Raw genomic sequence first — 19,103 nt, forward strand, 5'->3', positions numbered from 1 at the left:
AGGACTCCTTAACGTTTGCCTTTGAAATTACATAAAAATTTCAAAAAAAGATACTATTATTTTCATAAAATACTTAAAATCACTGGATCGCAGGGATGATTATAATTTTTTTCTGGCCTTTTGCGACCGAAACCTGGTCCAGGCGATAATCCCCGACAATCTGGCCATGCGCTCCTAGGGCCGAAACTGTAACCTGATGTTTACCAACATCCACCGGAAAGCGCGTCACGCAGATGGAATTAGGCATAAAGAGCCCTACACGCAAGTCGGCCTGTTCCAGCTGGCTCTGGCCCACATCTACGGCAATATTCTTTACCAGGTCCAGAAGGCCGTTACCGGTATTGGTGGCCGATTTCGCCTTCTGCGCCGCCACGGTGCGAATCACGACACGGGTCGCCGTACGAACCATCGTCGTCGCATTTTCGTCCTTCATGTTCCGTTCCAGTTCCGCATCGATATCGGAGACCTTTTCCGGAGAAAGACGCAGCTTGCTATCCAAGTTCACGTTGAAGAGGCTCACCCGCTGGGGCAAGGTTTTCTTCTGCGGCAAGGAAAAGCCGACATGGAACGTGCCGCTGCCCGCTCCAGCGACCGGAGGCGCAATCAGGGTAAACGTATTGATTTTCCCGGTCTTTCCATCCTTGTGGGTCAGGTTCAGGGCTCCCGCGCTCACGAACGTTCCCGACAAATACATTTCACCCAGAATAGGGCTATGTCCCGCATAGCCGATAACGATAATTTCCTGACCCTTGGTATGCGCATCTCTTGCCTGCAAGGTCTGCTGCGGGAGCGGGGTCCTAAATTTTTTCAGTTCATCGGCACGGTCCATCCGGACTAGGCTTTCTGTGATGAACTCCCAAACTTCACGCGGCACCTGACCGCCACTTTCCTCGAACGCCTTGGCCGCCTGCATATAGGAAATGGCGGCATCGTCGTATTCGCCAGACATTTCGTAGACAATTGCACTCAAGTAACGCAACCAGCCGCTATCGTTCACCTTGTCCTTGTCTTTCTGGTACAGGCGCTCCATGGCTAGCTGCGCACGGCGCACCTCGACCAAGGCCCCGTCCAAGTCTCCGACGGCAAGGTAATTCAGGATCTGGTACTGGTACATCAACAAAATTTCGAAGGGGCGAGCCCTGTACGGACGAACATTGTCATTTGTCAGAATCGCCGCCGTCTCGTTGGTCACCGACTTGGTATACAGGTCTTCGTAAACCTGCTCCGCCAACTCAAAGTGCTTGATACTTTCCTTGTTCTTGCCGTTGTAGTGGTAAAGCGCCCCCTGGTCGAAATGGTAGAGAAAGACGCTGTTGTCTCCGTAGATATCTTCCTTTTCTTCTTCGATTTTCTTGATGGTCGCCTCGAAGCCCTCCTTTTCGAGAACCGGGGCAAGCGTCTCGTAGCGAGTCAAGGACTTATTCGCGCAGGAACAAAGCAACAAAGCCGATAAGGCAAGCAGGATAAAATGTTTCATGAGCACTCCGTGATGACGGTAGTGGAAATATAACTAAAAGAAAAGCCTCCGGCGGAACCGGAGGACTTCTCAAAAACTTGAAGGCGAAAAATTACTTTTTCTTCTTCTTGCCCGATGCATCGAGAGTCACTTCGACAGTCTCTTCACCCTTCACGGTCACGAGAGCTTCGGCGGACTTACGGTTGGAGCATTCGGCGCGGACCACGTGGTCGCCCGCATCGAGGTTGTTGATGGTGAGAGCGGCGCCATCGGTCTTGTCGGCATTGTCGCCGTCAATATAGATGATGCACTTGCCCGGAATCGTCGTCACCTTGATGTTGCCCTTCGGAATCTTGGTACCGAAGTCAAACACGTTACGCTTGTCGTTGCCCGGCCAAATGTTCACGCGCTGGTTCACGAGTTCGTAACCCTGGTCAATCACCACGAGGGTCTGACGGCCGGACTTGACGCTCATGTTTTCGATGGGGCTCTTGCCGAGGGGTTCGCCACCAAGGAACACGTCGCTGTTAGGCGGGTTGGTGATAATGGTGATGGTAGCAGCCTTGCCGCGCGGAGGTGGATCGTCGTCTGCGACGGCGGAAGTGACGAGGAATGCGACCATAAGCGCAAAGATATACAGCTTCTTCATGGATTACTCCTATTTGTTTATTCTAAAAATATAAAGTTTTTGATGAATTTAATTTTTTTTTGTGCAAAAGTTTGGATACCTATAAGAAAAATTCAGAATTCGGAGTTCTGATTTCGGAATTAGGCGCCATTGCGAGAAACGCAGCAAGCCTCTCCTGAGTATGACGAAGGGAAGTATCCATTTTTTAGGGATATTCCCCGTTGTAATTACTATTTTCACCGACATGAAAGCCCTTTACCAGAAAATTCGCACTTTAAACGGCAAGAACTACGGCCTCTACAAGTCGCTTGCAGACAAGCCTTGGGATTTTGGCGATTTCGTCCTGGAATTTTTGCACATACAGGGGGATCCGTACGCCCCCGCCTCGCGCGTGACGATTCGCGCCAAGCTCCAGATTCTAGGCTATGCCACGGAATGGGGCAGTTCTTTCGAACGTAGGCTCGCCCTGAGCGATTTCTTGCACCGCAAGCTTTCCCACCTGGTGCAGGAGAAATACCCCGACAAGGATGCAGCCGTCATTTTCGACGTGGCTGGACCCGAGATGCTGGTGCGGAATTCGCTGTGGATTGACAACGGAGAACTCCGTGCGTGCCTACAGGTAAAGCTCCCCGGCGAAGGTCGCAAGATCCAGGCGGAACTCGCCGCCGAAATTTTGACGATGGTCTTGCCGGACCTGGTATCGGCCGGGCTTTATTACGACAAGTCCGACGAAGGCGCTTTGCAAGAGCATTACCGCGTACTCGCCGAACGCAAGGAAATCCTGTCGCAGATCGATGCATGCGGACTTTGCGCCTTCGTTCCCGACGGAGCGGAACTTCCGCGAGCCTCCGGCCTGAGCGAAATGCCGCTTGAAAAGGCAATTCCTTTTGTAGCACCCGAAGAGATGGCGGTGACTTTGAATGTATGCGGTCGCGAAATTCGTGGCATGGGTATCCCCAAGGGAATCTCCGTGATTACAGGAGGAGCCTTCCACGGGAAATCCACCTTGTTGCAAGCTTTGACGCGCTCCGTCTACCCGCACATTCCAAGAGACGGCCGCGAAGGGATCGTCATCAACGAGACTGCACTGCGTATCGGAGTCGAAGACGGACGCAGCGTCCGCGGCACCGACCTTTCGATGTTCGTGCGTGACCTGCCGGGCGGTGTAAGCACCAAGAACTTCAACACACTTTCGGCTTCGGGTTCCACGAGCGAAGCCGCCAACCTCCTCGAAGCCATGGAAGCGGGTTCACGGACGTTCCTCATTGACGAGGATTCCTCAGCTGTGAACTTTTTGATCCGCGACGTACGCGTGCGCAAGCTCCTGGGCGACGATCGTGAGCCGCTCATTCCGCTGACGGACCGCATCAAGGAACTTGCCGCCGCAGGCTTCAGCTTTATTCTTGTGGCGGGCGCCTGCGGCGATTACCTCGACCTTGCAGACAACATTATCGTCATGGCGAATTACAAAGCCGAATGTGCGAAATTCACACCTGCACCGTCCACGTCATCCTGGAGGGGCGACGCCCCGACGGGATCCACTGAGCCTGCCGAAGCGCCGCAAGCCAAGGTCACTGAGCCTGCCGAAGTGACGCAACCGCGCTCTTTTGTCACCTACATGCAGCCCCTACAGAAATCAGTCCGCCCGACTTCCGCCGTAGAGCGCCAGGTCAAGGTGAAGCTCTCCGGCGATACTTTGTTACAAATCGGCTTCCTCGTATCCGATACCTCAAGGCTCAACACGCTCGTCGATAAGCAGCAAAGATTCGGTGCGGGATTCATCTTATTGAACCTGCTGCAGAATGCCGCAAGCAATAACGACGCAGCCCAATCCGTCGCAGGAGTCGCACAAAAGCTCTGCGAAAACATCAAGAACGTCGGTTTTCGCAACCTGCCCCAAGGCATGAGTCGCGAGATGAGTCTCCCCCGCCCCGTCGACATCGCCTGCGTCGCCTTTAGGTTAAGAGAAGGGAAATAAAATTTAAACAACATAACGAAAAAGGCTGCATCCTTACAGATGCAGCCTTTTAAGTTCCAGGATTCTATCGGCTCTGCGAGCCTCCAGAATGACATGCTAGGTTATACAGCGCGGGTACTTGCACACGCATTGGATAACCGACGCAGTCATGCACGAAGTGCAATGACATGTCACCCTGGAGTGCAAAGCGCGAGCTAGCCGAACCACGTTTAGAAAGACATAGTAGCGCGGGGCAGAACCCCGCCACACTAGATTACTTCTGGTGAGCCTTGAACCAGCGGATAAGACCGTTGGTGGAACTGTCGTGGTTCAGTTCGGCGTCGGCCTTGGCAAGTTCCGGAAGGATCTTCTTGGCGAGCTGCTTACCGAGTTCAACACCCCACTGGTCGTAGCTGTTGATGTTCCAGATAACGCCCTGGGTGAAGATCTTGTGTTCGTACATGGCGATGAGGGCGCCGAGCGTTTCCGGAGAAACGTAGTCCATCATGATGGAGTTGGTCGGCTTGTTGCCTTCGAACACCTTGTGCGGGGCGAGGAATGCGATTTCTTCTTCGCTCTTGCCATCCTTGCGGAGTTCTTCCTGGGCCTGGGCGAGGGTCTTGCCGTTCATCAAGGCTTCGGGCTGCGCAAAGAAGTTGGAGAGCAGCTTCTGGTGATGGTCGCCGACCTTGTTGTGGCTGTTGGCCGGGGCGATGAAGTCGCAAGGAATCATCTTGGTGCCCTGGTGGATCAGCTGGTAGAAGGCGTGCTGGCCGTTCGTACCCGGTTCGCCCCAGAGGATCGGACCCGTCTGGTAGTTCACGCGCTTGGAGTCGCGGTCAACGGTTTTGCCGTTGGATTCCATGTCGGCCTGCTGGAAGTAGGCGGCAAGGCGGTGCAAGTACTGGTCGTACGGGAGCATGGCGTAGCTAGAAGCGCCAAAGAAGTTGTTGTACCAAACGCCGATGAGGGCGAGGATCACGGGGAGGTTCTTGTCGACCGGAGCGGTCTTGAAATGCTGATCCATTTCGTAGGCGCCCTGGTGGAGCTTCATGTAGTTGTCGAAACCGATGCGGAGAGCGATCGAAAGACCGATGGCAGACCACAGGGAGTAACGGCCACCCACCCAGTTCCAGAATTCAAACATGTTGGCGGTGTCGATACCGAAGGCGGACACGGCTTCGGTGTTGGTGGAAAGCGCCACAAAGTGCTTGGCGATGGACTTTTCGTCACCGTTGAAGGCCTTAAGGACTGCGGCCTTTGCAGTTTCGGCGTTCGTCATGGTTTCAAGAGTGGTGAAGGTCTTGGAAGCCACGATGAAGAGCGTTTCTTCGATGTTCACCTTCTTGAGGGTTTCGGCCATGTGGGTGCCGTCGATGTTGGAAACGAAGTAGACTTCCGGAGAGTATTCGCCAGCAGCCGGCTTGTCGGCATACGGCTTCAAGGCTTCGGTGACCATCACGGGGCCCAGGTCGGAACCGCCGATACCGATGTTCACCACGTACTTGATGGACTTGCCGGTGTGGCCCTTCCACTTGCCGGTGCGCACGAGCTTGGTGAATTCTTCCATGTGCTTGAGCACGGCGCGAACTTCGGGCATCACGTCCTTGCCGTCGACGCAAATCGGATCGTTGCCCTTGTAGCGGAGTGCGGTGTGGAGCACGGCGCGCTTTTCGGTGGTGTTAATCTTTTCGCCGGCAAAGTACTTACGGCGCATGTCTTCGAAACCGGCTGACTTCAGGAGATCCTGGAGCTTGGCCATGGTTTCGTCGGTGATGATGTTCTTGGAGTAGTCCAGGAAGAGGCCGCAGGCTTCGGCGCTGAACTTTTCGGCGCGAGCCGGGTCCTTTGCGAAGAGTTCCTTCATGTGCCAGGTCTTTGCGACTTCGGCGTGGGCCTCAAGGGCCTTCCATTCCTGAGAATCAGTCAGTTTCGACATAGATTAATCCTTTCCGCTGCGCGGGTGTTTGTTTCGGGTGCAAATATAGGAAATTCGGAGTTCGGAATTCGGAATTCAGAATTGAAAATGCTACATTCAAAAGTATGGATACATCAATTCTTGACAAGGCAATCGTATTTGCGGTTAAGGCGCACCAGGGAGCAGAACGCAAGGGAAAAGGCTTCCCTTACATCGTTCACCCGATGGAGGCAGTCGCGATCGCAGCCACCATGACGAACGACCAGGAACTTTTGGCCGCGGCAGCACTTCACGACACGGTCGAAGACACCGAAATCACCCTGAAGGATGTCGAACGCGAATTCGGCAAGAGGGTGGCAGAACTTGTTGAAGCAGAATCCGATATCGAATTCGAGGGCAAGAGCCGTCAGGAAAGTTGGAGACTTCGCAAGGAAGAAGCCATTGAGCGATTGTCTTCAGCTACAAACGAAGTCAAGATTGTAGCACTTTCAGATAAATTAAGCAACATCCGAGCCATCTACCGCGACTACCAGGCAATAGGCGACAAGGTATGGGACTTGTTCTGCGTCAAGGACAAGGCTTCGCACGAATGGCATTTCCGCGGGCTTGCGCGAGCACTTTCTAGTCTCAAGGGGACATTCGCATACGACGAATTTGCAGAAACAATCAACAAAGTCTTTGGGAAATAGACACGACATGGAACAGGTAACCAACAAGGACTACGGCCTGCCCCCCAAGGAAACGCTTATCCTGGAGGAGTACCGCGAACAACGCATTGTCTTCGAGAAGCTACTACGCATCGTCAAGCGAATTCTTCGCGAGAGCATCCAAGAAAACAAGATATACATCAACGCCATCGAAGGGCGCGTCAAGGCAGAAGACAGCCTTGCGGGTAAACTCGAACGTAAGTCGGGCAAGTACAATTCCCTTTCGGACTTAACGGATATTTTGGGTGTCCGCGTCATCACATTCTACAGCGACGAAGTGGATAAAATTGCAGCCCTTGTCGGACGCACTTTTACTATTGACTGGGAAAACAGTATCGACAAACGCAAGATGCACGAAATACACAGTTTCGGCTACAATTCACTACATTACATTTGCAAGCTTCCCAAGGAAAAATACTTTGACCCCAACTACCCCCAACTAAACGAAATCCGTTTCGAAGTGCAGATGCGAACCGCCCTGCAGCATGTGTGGTCGGTACTCGATCACGATACGGGTTACAAGTCGGGTTTCGAAGTTCCCAGGGAATACCTACGTAACCTGAACCGACTTGCAGGAATGCTGGAACTAGTCGACGAACAGTTCTGCCTCATCCGTTCGGGAATCAACGATTACCGTCGTCAGGTTCAGTCCCTGGTAAGTTCGGGAAGTTTCGACGAGATCGAACTGAATGGAGACTCCTTCAGCAACTATCTGGAATTACGCCCGTTTGATGCACTGAACAAGCGAATCGCTTCCATCAACCAGGCGGAAATCCACGAAACCTCACTCTCCCGCTTCCTGAGCGTATTTGTCTCCTTCGGATTCAAGACGCTAGGCGACATCGACCGACTCATCAAGAGAGATTCCGAAGACGCCTACCAGCTAGCCGCCTTCCAGCTTGCCAACACGGATCTTGACATCATCAACTCGTCTCTCGGCGTCATTTCCCTTTGCGCCGTCCATGTGCTCAAGCAGGGCGGGGGGATGCTAGAACTGACAAGATTCCTAGAAGACCTCAACGGAGCGTCTGCCAACAACAAGCACCGCGCAGAAGGGCTCCTCCGTGTCGCACAGAACCTGTCGTTTATGAAGAAATGACTTGTTGACCGTAGGAAGTAAACTAAAAACAGAAAGTCCCCGGCACGACTGCCGAGGACTTGTTGCTTATCAAGGAAAGTTAATTGTGATGGGGACCGTGCTCACCGTGCGGGCCATGACCTTTAGGTCCGTTTTTCATACGCTCCCTAAAGTTTCTCATTTGCTCCTTGTGAAAGTTGTTGAACTTTTCGAGCTGTTCGGCAGTCAAGATACCGGCAAGGGCCTGCATTCCGTTGATGCGGTGTTCCAGCAGGGACTTGTCTACATCGAGAACGCGAGCCTTGGCGGCATCGATTCCGGCAGAATCCTTACTTTCGAGAGCCTCGCCCAGAGCCCTTTCGGCATCATGTTTCTGCTGACGGAGGACCTTGAAAATGGAATCGCCTTTCACGCGGCTAGCCTCGATGGCAGATTTCTGTTCCGGTGTCACCTGCAGCAAGGAATCCATGGCGGCAAAGTCCATCTTGCCCCTGAATTTCGGACCCTTTTCAAAATCACCGTGCGGGCCCATGTGCTTGTGTTCGCCATTTTCATGCTTGGCGCAGCTCGGGCAGTGGCAAGGCTGTCCATTCTTTTCGCAAGAGCACGGTAGACCTTGCGAGCATGCGCAAGGACCTCCCTTTTGGCAACAGGTTGCGGTACTAGAGCAGCAATTGAAATTGCAGAACCTGCCGGCGAAAAAGCCTAAGGCGAGAGCAAGCACTATAATGCTTGCAATAAAGAGCTTTGATCCTTTCATGGTTTACTCCTTGGTTAAATAATTAAAGCCCACCGTTTCTTCCAATGTTTCGAACTCGTCGCTGGTGGAATTCCCGAGGTTTTCATACCAGCTCAGGAGTTCGGACGGTGCGGAATTGTTGATCGAAACGTATTCGGTAGAAGCGGAATTTTCCTGTTCAATGTCGCTGGTGAAAGACGGCAAAATCGCAGTCAGGCTCACAAGCACAAAACTTGCGGCCAGCGGAATCGCGCTGTACCAGCTCTTGATAGAGACAACCTTGCCCTTCGCGCTTTCGGCATCAAGTCTTGCGCAGACCTTGCTCCACGAGTCAGCCCGGGGAGTGAGCCGCTCCATTTTCGAAAAGTCAATTTTTGTAGACATGGTTAAGCTCCTTTTTTAAAGTTTGTCTTGCGTTCGTTCAGGTAGTTGCGAACAAAAGTTCTTGCACGGCTGAGGCGCGCCTTGATGGTTCCTTCGGGCATCTTGTAGATTTCCGCCAGGTCCTTCACGTCTAAATCTTCGGCATCCTTGAGCCAGAGCATGCTTCGCGTTTCGGCCTGGAGAGCATTCAGTCCCATTTCCAAAAGTTCCGGATCAAAGTTTTCATCGGAACTTTCTTCTTTGCCGAGTGCCGACTCCACGATCACGTCGAGGTGTTCCTCTTCAAGTTCGCGATGCCGTTTGTCGCCTCGCAACTTCATAAGGCAGGCGTTTACCGTGAGCCTGTAAAGCCATGTTGCAATAGCGGACTGTCCGCGAAAGCCCTGGATGGCCTTCGGGACCTGCACAAAAACATCCATCAGGATATCTTCGGCCTCGTCGCGATTTTTCAACATCCGGAAGGCGAGATTCAGCACATGTCCGCTGTGGGCCTCCCACAGCATGGCGAGCGCTTCGCGGCTACCTTCCCGCAGATATTGAAATATCACTTTTTCGTCCATTGTACCCTTTAGATGCACCTGAATGTCCGCCGGTTGCATCTTTTGTGAAAAATAATTATAAAAAAGAGTTTTTTCCTGCGTTTTTCTATATTTTCCGAAGATGTTCAAGATTCTCTGGGATAAGTTGCAAGAGGCTTTTGCCTCGGTTTTGCCCGTGACGCTGATTGTGCTCGCGGTGTCGTTTACGCCGCTTGTCCAATTTACCCCCAAGCAGCTGATTGTCTTTGGCATTTGCGCCGTGTTCCTGATCGGGGGCATCGGGCTTTTTAACCTGGGTGCCGACCTCGCCATGACCCCGATGGGCGAACATGTGGGATCCGGCCTCGCCAAATCACGGCGTCTGCAGTTGCTAGTTTCGGTGTGTTTCGTAATGGGCGTGCTCATTACCGTAGCAGAACCCGACTTGTCGGTGCTTGCCGAACAGGTTCGAGCCGCCGTGGAACCGACTCTCCTGATAGCAACCATCGGCGTCGGCGTCGGCGGATTCCTCGCCCTTTCCATCATCAAGATCGTTTTCAAGCGCGACCTTTCGACAATTATCATCTTCTTTTACCTGATGCTGTTCATGCTCGGTATGCTGATGCTTTCTTTCGGAAAAGAAATGTTCGTTCCCCTTGCATTCGATTCAGGTGGCGTGACGACAGGGCCGATTACTGTACCCTTCATCATGGCACTCGGCGTCGGTGTGGCAGGGGCCATTGGCGGCAAGAACGCGAACGAGAACAGCTTCGGCCTGATTGCACTCTGCTCGGTGGGTCCAATTATCGCCCTCATGGGACTCGTGATTTTTTCGAAAGGCGACCTGAGTTACCAACTTACGGAATCGGCCTACTCTATTGATGCAAGCCTCGGTCTGAATTTTCTGCCCACCATCATCGGAATCGCCAAGGAAGTTGTCATCGCCCTCGGTCTTATCGTGATTTTCTTTATGCTCCTACAGCTGACCGTTCTTCGGCTTTCGTGGAGCAAGCTCATCCCGATGGCATTCGGCATCGTTTACACGTTCGTAGGGTTGGTGGTTTTCTTGACGGCCGTCGCCGTCGGGTTTATGCCAATCGGTTTCGAACTGGGCAAGCAGCTGAGTGCCATGCCAAAGGCACTCGTAATAGCAGGATTTGTTCTCGGAATGGTGGTGGTGCTCGCGGAACCGGCCGTACACGTGCTCAACAAGCAAGTCGAAGAGATTACGGGAGGCCTCGTGACCAAGCGTTCGATGCTAATCGCCCTCTCGGTCGGTGTAGGGCTTTCTATCGGGCTCTCGATGATCCGCATCATTGTCGGCTTCCCCATTATCTACTACCTAATTCCCGGCTACTTTATTTCTCTCGGACTTTCGTTCTTTGTGCCGAAACTTTATACGGCAATCGCATTTGACTCCGGTGGCGTGGCGAGCGGCCCGTTGACCTCCAGTTTCATTCTGCCACTAGCCATTGGCGCTTGTGCAGGCCTCCGCGACGGTGGCGATTCCATTTTGAACTACGCTTTCGGCATTGTCGCGATGGTCGCGATGACACCATTGATTACCATCCAGGTACTCGGTTTCAGGGCCACCGTTTCAACGGCACTCCGTAACCGCATGATGATGCGTCGCATCCAGGATGCCGACGACGAACAGATTATCGACTTTATGTAGGGGGCGCTGTGGAAATCGATAAAAAAATCCGGAACAGAATCGTGCGCGGCACCCGAGCCAAAGTCTCGATGAACCGTCTCAAGATTTTGATTACGGTGGTGAGTCGTGCCAAGGCGGATTTTTACATGGACCACATCCAGTCCTTTGGCGTGAACATGCAGATGGTGCTGTTCGGGCAAGGGACAGCCCCCCGCGAAATTGCAACGGCAATGGGCCTTGCGGATTCCGACCGCGCCGTCATCATCAGCATCATCGGCGAAAACCAGCTTGCCGCGGCACTCGACAGCCTAGCCGAAAAGTTCAACACCATCGTGGGCGGCAAGGGCATCGCCTACACCATCCCCATGGCAAGTGTTATCGGCAAGTCCATTTTCAACTTTTTAAGCGACAACCGCGACGCGGTACGGAGAAATGAAAAATGAGCGGATTCAATCACGAAGTCATCTTTTGTATTGTAAATACCGGATTCTCTGAAACCGTGATGGATGCGGCCAAAGACGCCGGAGCCCGCGGCGGTACGATCCTGAACGCCCGCGGTACGGCAAACAAGGAAGCCGAATCGTTTTTCCATATCGCCATCCAGCCCGAAAAGGAAATCGTGATGATCCTGGTCGACGCGAAAATCAAGGACGCCGTGCTGCACGCCCTTTACCAGAAGGCGGGGCTTGACACCATGGGCCAGGGAATCGCCTTTTCGCTCCCCGTAGACAACGTGGTAGGCCTTACCCCGTGGAAGGCCGAAATCAAGGCTGCCGAAGCCGCCGCTGAAAAAGCTGCAGAAAAAGCGGAAAGCGCCATCGAAAACGCCGAAAAAAAGGCAAACTAAAATCTACTTGTTTCTACTTGCCGAAAGCGGACAAGTCGATACCAAGCTGATTTATTTTATACGTAAGAATGCGCGGAGTCGTCGAAAGACTGCGCGCCGCAGCGGCTACCTTACCCTTGCTACTCTTGAGGGCATCGCAGATAATGTCTTTCTCGTAGGCCTCCACCATACGCTTCAAGTTTCCGTTCACGGGAGTGCCGCTGGTTTCGGCGGTCTGCAGCGTGGTCGGGAAATGGTGCGGGTAGATGACGTCTTCGTCGGCAACGAGGACGGCTCGCTCAATTCCGTTTTCGAGTTCGCGCACGTTTCCGGGCCACGGGTAACTCATGAGCATGTTGATGGTGGTGCGGGCAAGGCGGCGGACATTTTTGCCCACGATACGGCAGTAATGTTCGACAAAATGGTCCGCCAGAAGCACGATGTCCGTCTTGCGGTTACGCAATGGCGGCACATAAATCGGGAAGATGTGCAGCTGGTAATAGAGGTCTTCGCGGAAGGTTCCTTCTTCGACCATCTGCTGCAGGTTCTTGGTGGTGGCCGCAATCACGCGCACATTCACCTTTTTAGAAATGCGGGCGCCAATGCGTTCCACTTCGCCGTTCTGCAACAGGCGCAGAAGTTTCACCTGAAGGTTTGGCGAAAGCTCGCCCACTTCGTCAAGGAACAGCGTGCCGCCCTCGGCCTGTTCTACGCGGCCGGGCGTCTCGGCGAACACACCCACGAGGGCACCGCGCACGCTGCCGAACAATTCGCGGTCAAGTACCGATTCCGGCATGGAGGCGCAATGGACGCGGACGAACGGGCCCATGTTGCGGTCGGAACGGTAATGGATAGCTTCGGCTACGAGTCCCTTGCCCGTGCCCACCTCGCCCACGATGAGCGCGGGTAGGGGGCTCTTTGAAACCTGGTCAATCTGCGCGTACACGCGCTGCATCTCGCTCGAACGCCCGATAATGTTATCGGGCTGGAAACGGTCCTTGAGTTCCAATGTCAAGCGTTCGTTTTCAGCCTTCAGGAGTTCATTTTCTTCGCGGGCCTCGCGACGGAGCTTCACGGCAGCCGCAAGCATCTGCGCGATGATTTCTAGCAGGCGGAGTTTTTCGGGAAGTTCTTCTTCCACCGGATTCTGCACGTCGGCACTGAAGGCGCCAATCACCTGGTGCTCCATAATCACGGGAACACAGAGGAACGCCTTGTCTTCCGTCTTGCCGCGCCCCGTGCGGTCGAGGAAGTCCGGGTCCTTCGCGACGGAAGGGATAATAATCGGCTTGCCCGTTTCCACCACGCGGCCGGTAATGCCCTCGCCCACCTTGTAGCGGCCCTTGCGCGCCTGGCGACTACTCAAGCCTTCCGCGATTTCAATGGAGATTTCACCGGTGTGGCGGTTGTACAGCGTAAGCGTCGCATGCTCCACGCCCATCGTGGATTCCACCACTTCCAGAATCGGGTGCGCGACGCTCTCGAAATCGAGCGTCTGGTTCAAAATGGAACTAATCTTGTAGAGCAGCTCCAGTTCCTGGATTTTGGATTGCGACGTGGGCATAGGAAAAATATACTATGGAACGATCCTTCTTACAACAGGAATTTTCCTGAGGCACCATGTAAATGCAATAATCACCGGAATCATCACAAGCGGAGCGCCCAGGCGATACACGAGCGAGTTCCTGTCGATTTCGGGAATCCTTGTCGCTGCATCGAGCAAGATAAACTGCAAGAGGTATATCTCGAAGGCGTACCGTCCAACGACCTTGACAAAGTTTGCAAGACGTTCCTGTTCCATCACCCAACGACCGGCATCCTTCAAGAAAACGAATACGCTTGTCGCATACAGCACCGACGGAACATTTTCGTATCCCTTGAACGTCCCGACAACATAGCCCGCTTTATGCGACAAATGATAAGTACCGACAACATGCAACGCAAGGCCAATCAAACCCGCAGTATGGATTAGCGCCTTGTGCCACCTTTTGAATTCATAGTTGTGCAACAACCATCCTAACAGCGGCCATATCAAAAATCCGGCCAATGCAGAAACACTGAACATGACATTCAAATCCGAATTGAAAACTTTTTTCAAGAAGGGTAGAAAGATATTGAATACAAAAGCCGCAATGACCAGGTAGGAGAACACAAGCCTCCTCTTGCTTTTTTCTACGGCCGCATAGAGAGGCATACACAGGTACAAAATGAACAAAGAATAAAAGAACCAGTAGATGCTGACGAAACCGTTGCCCGTTAGCCCCTGGTACACCGACTTGATCGAGATATTCGACCACAAGCGTTTTCCGGTATAAAGATCTATCGCCAGCGCGACCAGGCTCCAGACCAAGAAAGGCAACATAGTCTTCATGAAACGCCTCGCAAAGAAACGTTTCATAGAATACCTGTCAAAAAAATCCATAAGCGTAATCCCGCTGACCATAAAGAACAGCGGGACCGCAAAATAGAATACGCATTCAATGATATTTGCCGAGAACCAATAATCTTCTTTCCCGGAATAAAACCAGAAGCAGTTGTTCGTATGCAGAGTCAACACCGCGAATGCGGATACCACGATAACGAACGTGATATAGTCAGTCGACTTCCGCGCTTCCACGAGACTACTTAAGAGCTTCCTGCACCAGGGCAGATGCGCGCTTGGCGTCGAAACGGCCCTTGACCTTCGGGGAGAGTTCCTTCATGACCTTGCCCATGTCCTTGGGGCTAGAGGCTCCGGTCGCGGCCTTGATTTCTGCAATGAGGGCCTTGACTTCGTCCTCGGTCATCTCGGCGGGCATGTACTTGCGGTACAGGGCGATGGTCGCTTCTTCGGCAGGAATCTTGTCCATGAAGCCACCCTTCGTGAGGATGTCGATTGCTTCCTGCTTCTGTTTCACGCTACGGGCAAGAACGTCGACGCACATTTCGTCGGTGATCGTCTCTTCGATCTGGGCCGGAGTGGCACCGTTCTTCATGGCTTCGTTCTTGATGTCGGAATGGAGGGTACGGAGCGTTCCGAGAGTCTCGGAATCGTGCGCCTTCATGGCGGCCTTGATGTCGTCTTTAATCTTAGTCAGCAATGCACTGCTCATGTTTTACCCCTGGCGGATTACGCCCCGCTCCCGGCAATAAGGTTTAAACTCTAAAAACACGCAACGAGCCACCGGTCATAGACCGACGACTCATTACAACACAAGGCTAGAAACGATGTCCTAGAAAGCCTTGGCGATTCCACTACGGCAAACTGGCTCAGCCAGTCGACGACTAGTAGAGACGCTTGCGGTTCTGGTCAGCGATTTCCTTCAGGCGCTTGCGACGGGCAGCAGTTTCGATGCGCTTCTTTTCTTCAGAAGGCTTTTCGAAGCGCTGACGCTTCTTGACATCGGAAATGATGCCGTTCTTTTCGCAAGACTTGGTGAAACGCTTGAGAGCGCGTTCGAAAGGTTCGTTGGACTTAACAATTACGCCGATCACGATTATCCTTTGGTTAAATTAGAAATTCGTTTTTGGATAGCCAAATATATCTAATTGTACGAATTTCGTCAAGGGTATAAAAAAACGTCCGTTTTTAAGCATTTTTTTTACATTTTTTTCATCATAACTTGCGGATTATCAAAGACTTATGTATATTTTTTATTGAAAAAGTTTAAGTCCTCGGTTTTTTCAAAAAAAATTGGAGAATTGGATGAAAAAGTCAATCATTTCGCTCGCTGCCATCGCACTTGCCGGCTCCATGCTAGTCGCATGCAATGACGAAGAAGAACTCGTTCCGCAGATGCAACCGGCCAAGCCGGCCGCCCAGGCACCTGCCCCCAAGGCCGAGGAACAGCCGAAGGCCGAAGAACCGGAACTCGTGCCCCTCCAGTCCCTCTCCGCAAACACCAAGGCTGACGAAGCAGCCGAAGACGCCCAGAAAAAGGCTCCCGCACCGACCGGCAGCGTGCAGCAGCTTGACAAGGGCGACTTTGTCATCCAGGTCAGCATCCAGTCTTCCAAGAAGGCCGCCGATGGCATCGTGAAGAAGCTCGCCGAAAGCAACGTGAAGGCTTACATCGCCGAAGTGGAAAACCCGGGCGAACTCGAAGGCACCTACTACCGCATCCGCGTCGGCTATTTCGAATCGAGCGCCAACGCCCAGGAATACGGCAAGCAGGTTCTTTCTCCGCTCAACTACGCCTGGTGGGTGGACATGAGCAAGAACGACGACGTAGGTAACCCCGGCGGAGATGAAGATTACTCCAACTACTCCAACAATTCTTACTCCGAGCCGACTCCCGCACCGGAACCTGAACCGGCCCCCGCACCTGAGCCTGAACCGGCACCCGCACCGGCACCGGAACCCGCTCCCGCACCCGAGCCCGCACCGGCTCCTGCACCGGCACCGGAACCCGCTCCCGCACCCGAGCCCGCACCGGCTCCTGCACCGGCACCGGAACCCGCTCCTGCATCCGAGCCCGCCCAACAGGCTCCCGCAGCCCCGGCACCGGCCGACAATTTCGACGACTGGGAATAACAAGAGAATTTGTTCTAAATTTCAGGAAACACCGGCTCTGTCGGTGTTTCTTTTTTTACGGACGTTTCATTTTCTAAATTTGGCAATATGCCTACAAAGAAACCCAAAGTTTTTGTCGTTCATCTTGGATGTGCCAAGAACCAGGTCGATGCAGAAAACCTGGTCGGAGAAATGCTGCATGCCGGTTTTGCGACTTGCGATACGGCAGCCAAAGCGGATTACATCCTAGTGAACACCTGCGGTTTTATTGAAGCCGCCAAGGAAGAATCCATCAACGCGATTCTCGCACAAATTAACGGCAAAAAGCCGAAGCAGAAACTGATTGTATCGGGATGCCTTTCGGGCCGCTACGGCGACGAACTAGTAAAGGAACTGCCCGAAGTCGATTACTGGGTTGGCACCTACAGGCCGGGCGAACTTTTGAAGAAGATGGGCATCGTGGCACCGCAAACTTGCGATGCAGAGAACTTGCCTCGCATGAACCTGGGCGGATTCAAGCACCACGCCTACCTGAAGATTGCCGAAGGCTGCAACCGCCGCTGCGCCTACTGCGCCATCCCCCTTATCCGCGGCAAGCAGGTTTCCCGCAGTATCGAAGACATTGTTGCCGAAGCCAAGGAACTCGAAGCGCAGGGCGTCCAGGAAATCACGCTCATCGCACAAGACACGACTTACTTCGGTCGCGAAAAGGGCAAGAAGGGCGGCACGCTCGCCCAACTTTTACGCGCCATTCTCGACAACACGAACATTCCGTGGATCCGTACGCTCTACTGGTACCCGATGTTCGTGGACGACGAACTATTGGACCTGATGGCAAACGAGCCGCGCCTGGTGAAATACGTGGACATGCCGATCCAGCACGCCAGCGACAACGTGCTCAAGAACATGAAGCGCAATTACCGCAAGAAGGAACTCGTGGACATTCTGCACAAGATCCGCGAGCGCATTCCGGGCGTTACGCTGCGCACCACGGTACTTGTGGGTTTCCCCGGCGAAACCCACGAAGACTTTGAAGAACTGATGGAACTTTTGGAAGACATCAAGTTCGATCACCTGGGCGGATTCGTGTTCAGCCCCGAAGAAGGCACCCCCGTGATGGAAATGGACTTGCCCGCGGTCGACGAGAGCGAGGCCCGCGCAAGGCTCGATGCCGTCACCGACCTGCAGGAAGAACTTGATGCCGAACACGCCGAAGCGATGATCGGAAAGAAAGTCCGCGTTATTATCGACCAGGTTGCCGAAGAAAGCGAATACCATTTCTACGGACGCACCGAAGGCAATTCCATGGAAAACGACGACATCGTGAAGGTGATCGAGGGTGACGCCGACGTGGGCGAATTCCGCGATGCGCTGGTGGTGGACGCCGAGCCGCACGAACTGATTGTGAAGCTGGTGTAGGATGCGATTGTACACAAACCTTCGGTTTGTGTACCTGCCCCTCGGCTCAGAAATAGGCAAGCTAGCTTGCCCGCTTCATTCGCCTTGCGGGGCAGTCGAACTTGCATTTTCATCTAAATCAAAAAGTATAAAAGGAATGCTCCCTAAGGGAGCATTCCTTTTATACCCTTGATGCGATTCGAACGCATGACCTTCAACTTCGGAGGCTGACACTCTATCCAACTGAGCTACAAGGGCGTGTGGCGCAAATATAGCAAAATGGGCCGGCATAGCCGACCCATTCTCTCATTTAAACTCAAACCTTAGCGGCCTTCGCGTTCCCTGGCCTTTTCACGTTCACGGCGACGCTTTTCGGTGTCATCCGGGAAGAGTTCCGGCAGGGCATAGCCAATCGCAATGCCGAACACGATGCCCGTCTTGCTCATGCCGTCTTTGTTCACGACCTTGGAGCCCCATTCGCCGTTCCACATTCCTTCGATTTCCTTCTTGCGGAAACTCGGGTTGTCCGTGCTTTCGTCACCTGTATTCGGGGTGCTGGCAAGCTTCGGTGCGTAATACATACCGATAGAGAACTGCAGGTAGTACCATTCGTTGGTCAGGTAAGTAATAAGCGCATCAAACTGGAAACCGTTCACCTTGATCAAAGAACGAACATTGCCTTCCGGCTTGATGTCGTGGTCAAAATAGACTGTACCGTAAGAAACAGACAGGCCCAAGTGCAGCGGGTTCTTGGGGAAGAGATAATAGTTAATACCCGCTTTCCAGCCCGTGCCACCTTCGAGTTCCCATTCGTCGAAGTCATTGTCCGTACCCTTGGGAAGGAAACCATAGGAGCCGTAAAGGGCAAAGTGGAAAGGCAGGATATATTCAAGACCAGCACCGATGCCCATACCCATACCGGTTTCGCCCATGATCGGATAACGGGAACCCATACCGATCTGGAAAATCAGACGGTTACGGAGCCAGTCGCGGCGACGCTCGGAGTTCGCGTATTCATCGAGACGCTGCTCTTCTTCAAACTTCTTGCGTTCGGCCATCTCACGGCGCTGGGCGGCAGACATACCGACATCGGAGAAATCTTCTTCTTCGTCTTCGGAAGAGGCCATCGCAGCATGCGAACCGCCACCATCGGACGCCGAAACAAAACCATCATCGTCATCCTCTTGTTCAGAAGATGCGGCGGCAGGAGCGGATACGAAGCCTTCATCATCGTCATCAAAATCGTCCTGAGCCCAGGACATGAAGGCGGTCAAACTCAAAGCCAAAAGTACTTTCTTAAACATTAAAAGCCTCAGATTATATAATCGCATTTGCGAATATAACTTTT

General features: G+C 53.1%; 19 protein-coding genes and 1 tRNA gene. 8 read left to right on the top strand and 12 right to left on the bottom strand.

The annotated features are described in order from the left end of the window. Window positions 1-79 precede the first annotated feature (79 nt). Together BUA93_RS12395 and BUA93_RS12400 are read right to left on the bottom strand one after the other, a co-directional pair. Complete coding sequence (locus BUA93_RS12395; protein ID WP_139258057.1) at window positions 80-1,477, bottom strand: COG3014 family protein; 1,398 nt, start codon at window positions 1,475-1,477, stop codon at window positions 80-82. Window positions 1,478-1,568: 91 nt separating this feature from the next. Then, window positions 1,569-2,105 (bottom strand): PEGA domain-containing protein, encoded by a 537-nt coding sequence (locus BUA93_RS12400; RefSeq protein ID WP_072979879.1) that lies wholly within the window; start codon window positions 2,103-2,105, stop codon window positions 1,569-1,571. A gap of 223 nt (window positions 2,106-2,328) precedes the next feature. Between BUA93_RS12400 and BUA93_RS12405 the strand changes: the two genes are divergently transcribed. Beyond that, entirely contained in the window at window positions 2,329-4,062 is a 1,734-nt protein-coding gene (locus tag BUA93_RS12405) for an ABC-ATPase domain-containing protein (protein ID WP_072980044.1), read from the top strand. 253 nt (window positions 4,063-4,315) lie between these two features. Here the strand turns inward: BUA93_RS12405 and pgi are convergent, their stop codons facing one another. Beyond that, a complete protein-coding gene (pgi, locus tag BUA93_RS12410) occupies window positions 4,316-5,980 on the bottom strand; it encodes a glucose-6-phosphate isomerase (RefSeq protein WP_072979880.1) in 1,665 nt (554 codons plus the stop codon). Window positions 5,981-6,084: 104 nt separating this feature from the next. Here pgi and BUA93_RS12415 point away from each other — a divergent pair, with 104 nt between their 5' ends. After that, on the top strand, window positions 6,085-6,648 hold the full coding sequence (locus BUA93_RS12415; RefSeq protein ID WP_072979881.1) for an HD domain-containing protein: 564 nt from the start codon (window positions 6,085-6,087) through the stop codon (window positions 6,646-6,648). 7 nt (window positions 6,649-6,655) lie between these two features. Next, window positions 6,656-7,765 (top strand): GTP pyrophosphokinase, encoded by a 1,110-nt coding sequence (locus BUA93_RS12420; protein ID WP_072979882.1) that lies wholly within the window; start codon window positions 6,656-6,658, stop codon window positions 7,763-7,765. 79 nt (window positions 7,766-7,844) lie between these two features. Here the strand turns inward: BUA93_RS12420 and BUA93_RS16000 are convergent, their stop codons facing one another. From BUA93_RS16000 to BUA93_RS12440, 3 genes are read right to left on the bottom strand one after another with little or no spacing between them, the layout of a single operon-like run. Next, window positions 7,845-8,504, bottom strand: coding sequence for a Spy/CpxP family protein refolding chaperone (locus BUA93_RS16000; RefSeq protein WP_175547440.1), 660 nt, complete (start codon window positions 8,502-8,504; stop codon window positions 7,845-7,847). Window positions 8,505-8,507: 3 nt separating this feature from the next. Then, the gene (locus BUA93_RS12435; protein ID WP_072979886.1) at window positions 8,508-8,867 is read right to left on the bottom strand and encodes a hypothetical protein; all 360 of its coding nucleotides are present in this window, start codon (window positions 8,865-8,867) and stop codon (window positions 8,508-8,510) included. A 2-nt stretch (window positions 8,868-8,869) separates the two neighbouring features. Beyond that, entirely contained in the window at window positions 8,870-9,427 is a 558-nt protein-coding gene (locus tag BUA93_RS12440; protein ID WP_072980046.1) for an RNA polymerase sigma factor, read from the bottom strand. A 100-nt stretch (window positions 9,428-9,527) separates the two neighbouring features. Between BUA93_RS12440 and BUA93_RS12445 the strand changes: the two genes are divergently transcribed. The 3 genes from BUA93_RS12445 to BUA93_RS12455 are packed head-to-tail and all read left to right on the top strand — an operon-like array spanning window position 9,528 to window position 11,886. Then, the gene (locus tag BUA93_RS12445) at window positions 9,528-11,060 is read left to right on the top strand and encodes a DUF1538 domain-containing protein (RefSeq protein WP_072979888.1); all 1,533 of its coding nucleotides are present in this window, start codon (window positions 9,528-9,530) and stop codon (window positions 11,058-11,060) included. A gap of 8 nt (window positions 11,061-11,068) precedes the next feature. Beyond that, on the top strand, window positions 11,069-11,482 hold the full coding sequence (locus tag BUA93_RS12450; RefSeq protein ID WP_072979890.1) for a hypothetical protein: 414 nt from the start codon (window positions 11,069-11,071) through the stop codon (window positions 11,480-11,482). Beyond that, on the top strand, window positions 11,479-11,886 hold the full coding sequence (locus BUA93_RS12455) for a P-II family nitrogen regulator (RefSeq protein WP_175547441.1): 408 nt from the start codon (window positions 11,479-11,481) through the stop codon (window positions 11,884-11,886). The genes BUA93_RS12450 and BUA93_RS12455 overlap by 4 nt, the downstream gene beginning before the upstream one ends. Before the next feature lie 13 nt (window positions 11,887-11,899). On the opposite strand, the gene BUA93_RS12460 is transcribed toward BUA93_RS12455, so the two are convergent. From BUA93_RS12460 to rpsU, 4 genes are all read right to left on the bottom strand, one after another. Further along, window positions 11,900-13,429, bottom strand: coding sequence for a sigma-54 interaction domain-containing protein (locus BUA93_RS12460; RefSeq protein ID WP_072979892.1), 1,530 nt, complete (start codon window positions 13,427-13,429; stop codon window positions 11,900-11,902). 12 nt (window positions 13,430-13,441) lie between these two features. Next, window positions 13,442-14,482: an acyltransferase gene (locus tag BUA93_RS12465; protein ID WP_072979894.1), complete on the bottom strand. Its 1,041-nt coding sequence runs from the start codon at window positions 14,480-14,482 to the stop codon at window positions 13,442-13,444. Between the two features lie 4 nt (window positions 14,483-14,486). Continuing rightward, window positions 14,487-14,957, bottom strand: coding sequence for a GatB/YqeY domain-containing protein (locus tag BUA93_RS12470; RefSeq protein WP_072979896.1), 471 nt, complete (start codon window positions 14,955-14,957; stop codon window positions 14,487-14,489). A 172-nt stretch (window positions 14,958-15,129) separates the two neighbouring features. Next, window positions 15,130-15,339 carry a 30S ribosomal protein S21 gene (rpsU, locus tag BUA93_RS12475; protein WP_014546541.1) on the bottom strand — a complete coding sequence of 70 codons (210 nt, stop codon included), beginning with the start codon at window positions 15,337-15,339 and terminating at the stop codon, window positions 15,130-15,132. A gap of 211 nt (window positions 15,340-15,550) precedes the next feature. Here rpsU and BUA93_RS15765 point away from each other — a divergent pair, with 211 nt between their 5' ends. Further along, window positions 15,551-16,378 (top strand): SPOR domain-containing protein, encoded by an 828-nt coding sequence (locus tag BUA93_RS15765; RefSeq protein ID WP_083597427.1) that lies wholly within the window; start codon window positions 15,551-15,553, stop codon window positions 16,376-16,378. 87 nt (window positions 16,379-16,465) lie between these two features. Further along, a complete protein-coding gene (gene rimO / locus BUA93_RS12490) occupies window positions 16,466-17,776 on the top strand; it encodes a 30S ribosomal protein S12 methylthiotransferase RimO (RefSeq protein ID WP_072979898.1) in 1,311 nt (436 codons plus the stop codon). Between the two features lie 163 nt (window positions 17,777-17,939). Here rimO and BUA93_RS12495 read toward each other — a convergent pair. After that, window positions 17,940-18,013, bottom strand: a tRNA-Arg gene (locus BUA93_RS12495). A gap of 65 nt (window positions 18,014-18,078) precedes the next feature. Beyond that, window positions 18,079-19,059 (bottom strand): hypothetical protein, encoded by a 981-nt coding sequence (locus BUA93_RS12500; protein ID WP_072979899.1) that lies wholly within the window; start codon window positions 19,057-19,059, stop codon window positions 18,079-18,081. Window positions 19,060-19,103: the final 44 nt, after the last annotated feature.

Source organism: Fibrobacter sp. UWH4 (assembly GCF_900142475.1).
In the GTDB taxonomy this organism is placed as follows: Bacteria; Fibrobacterota; Fibrobacteria; order Fibrobacterales; family Fibrobacteraceae; genus Fibrobacter.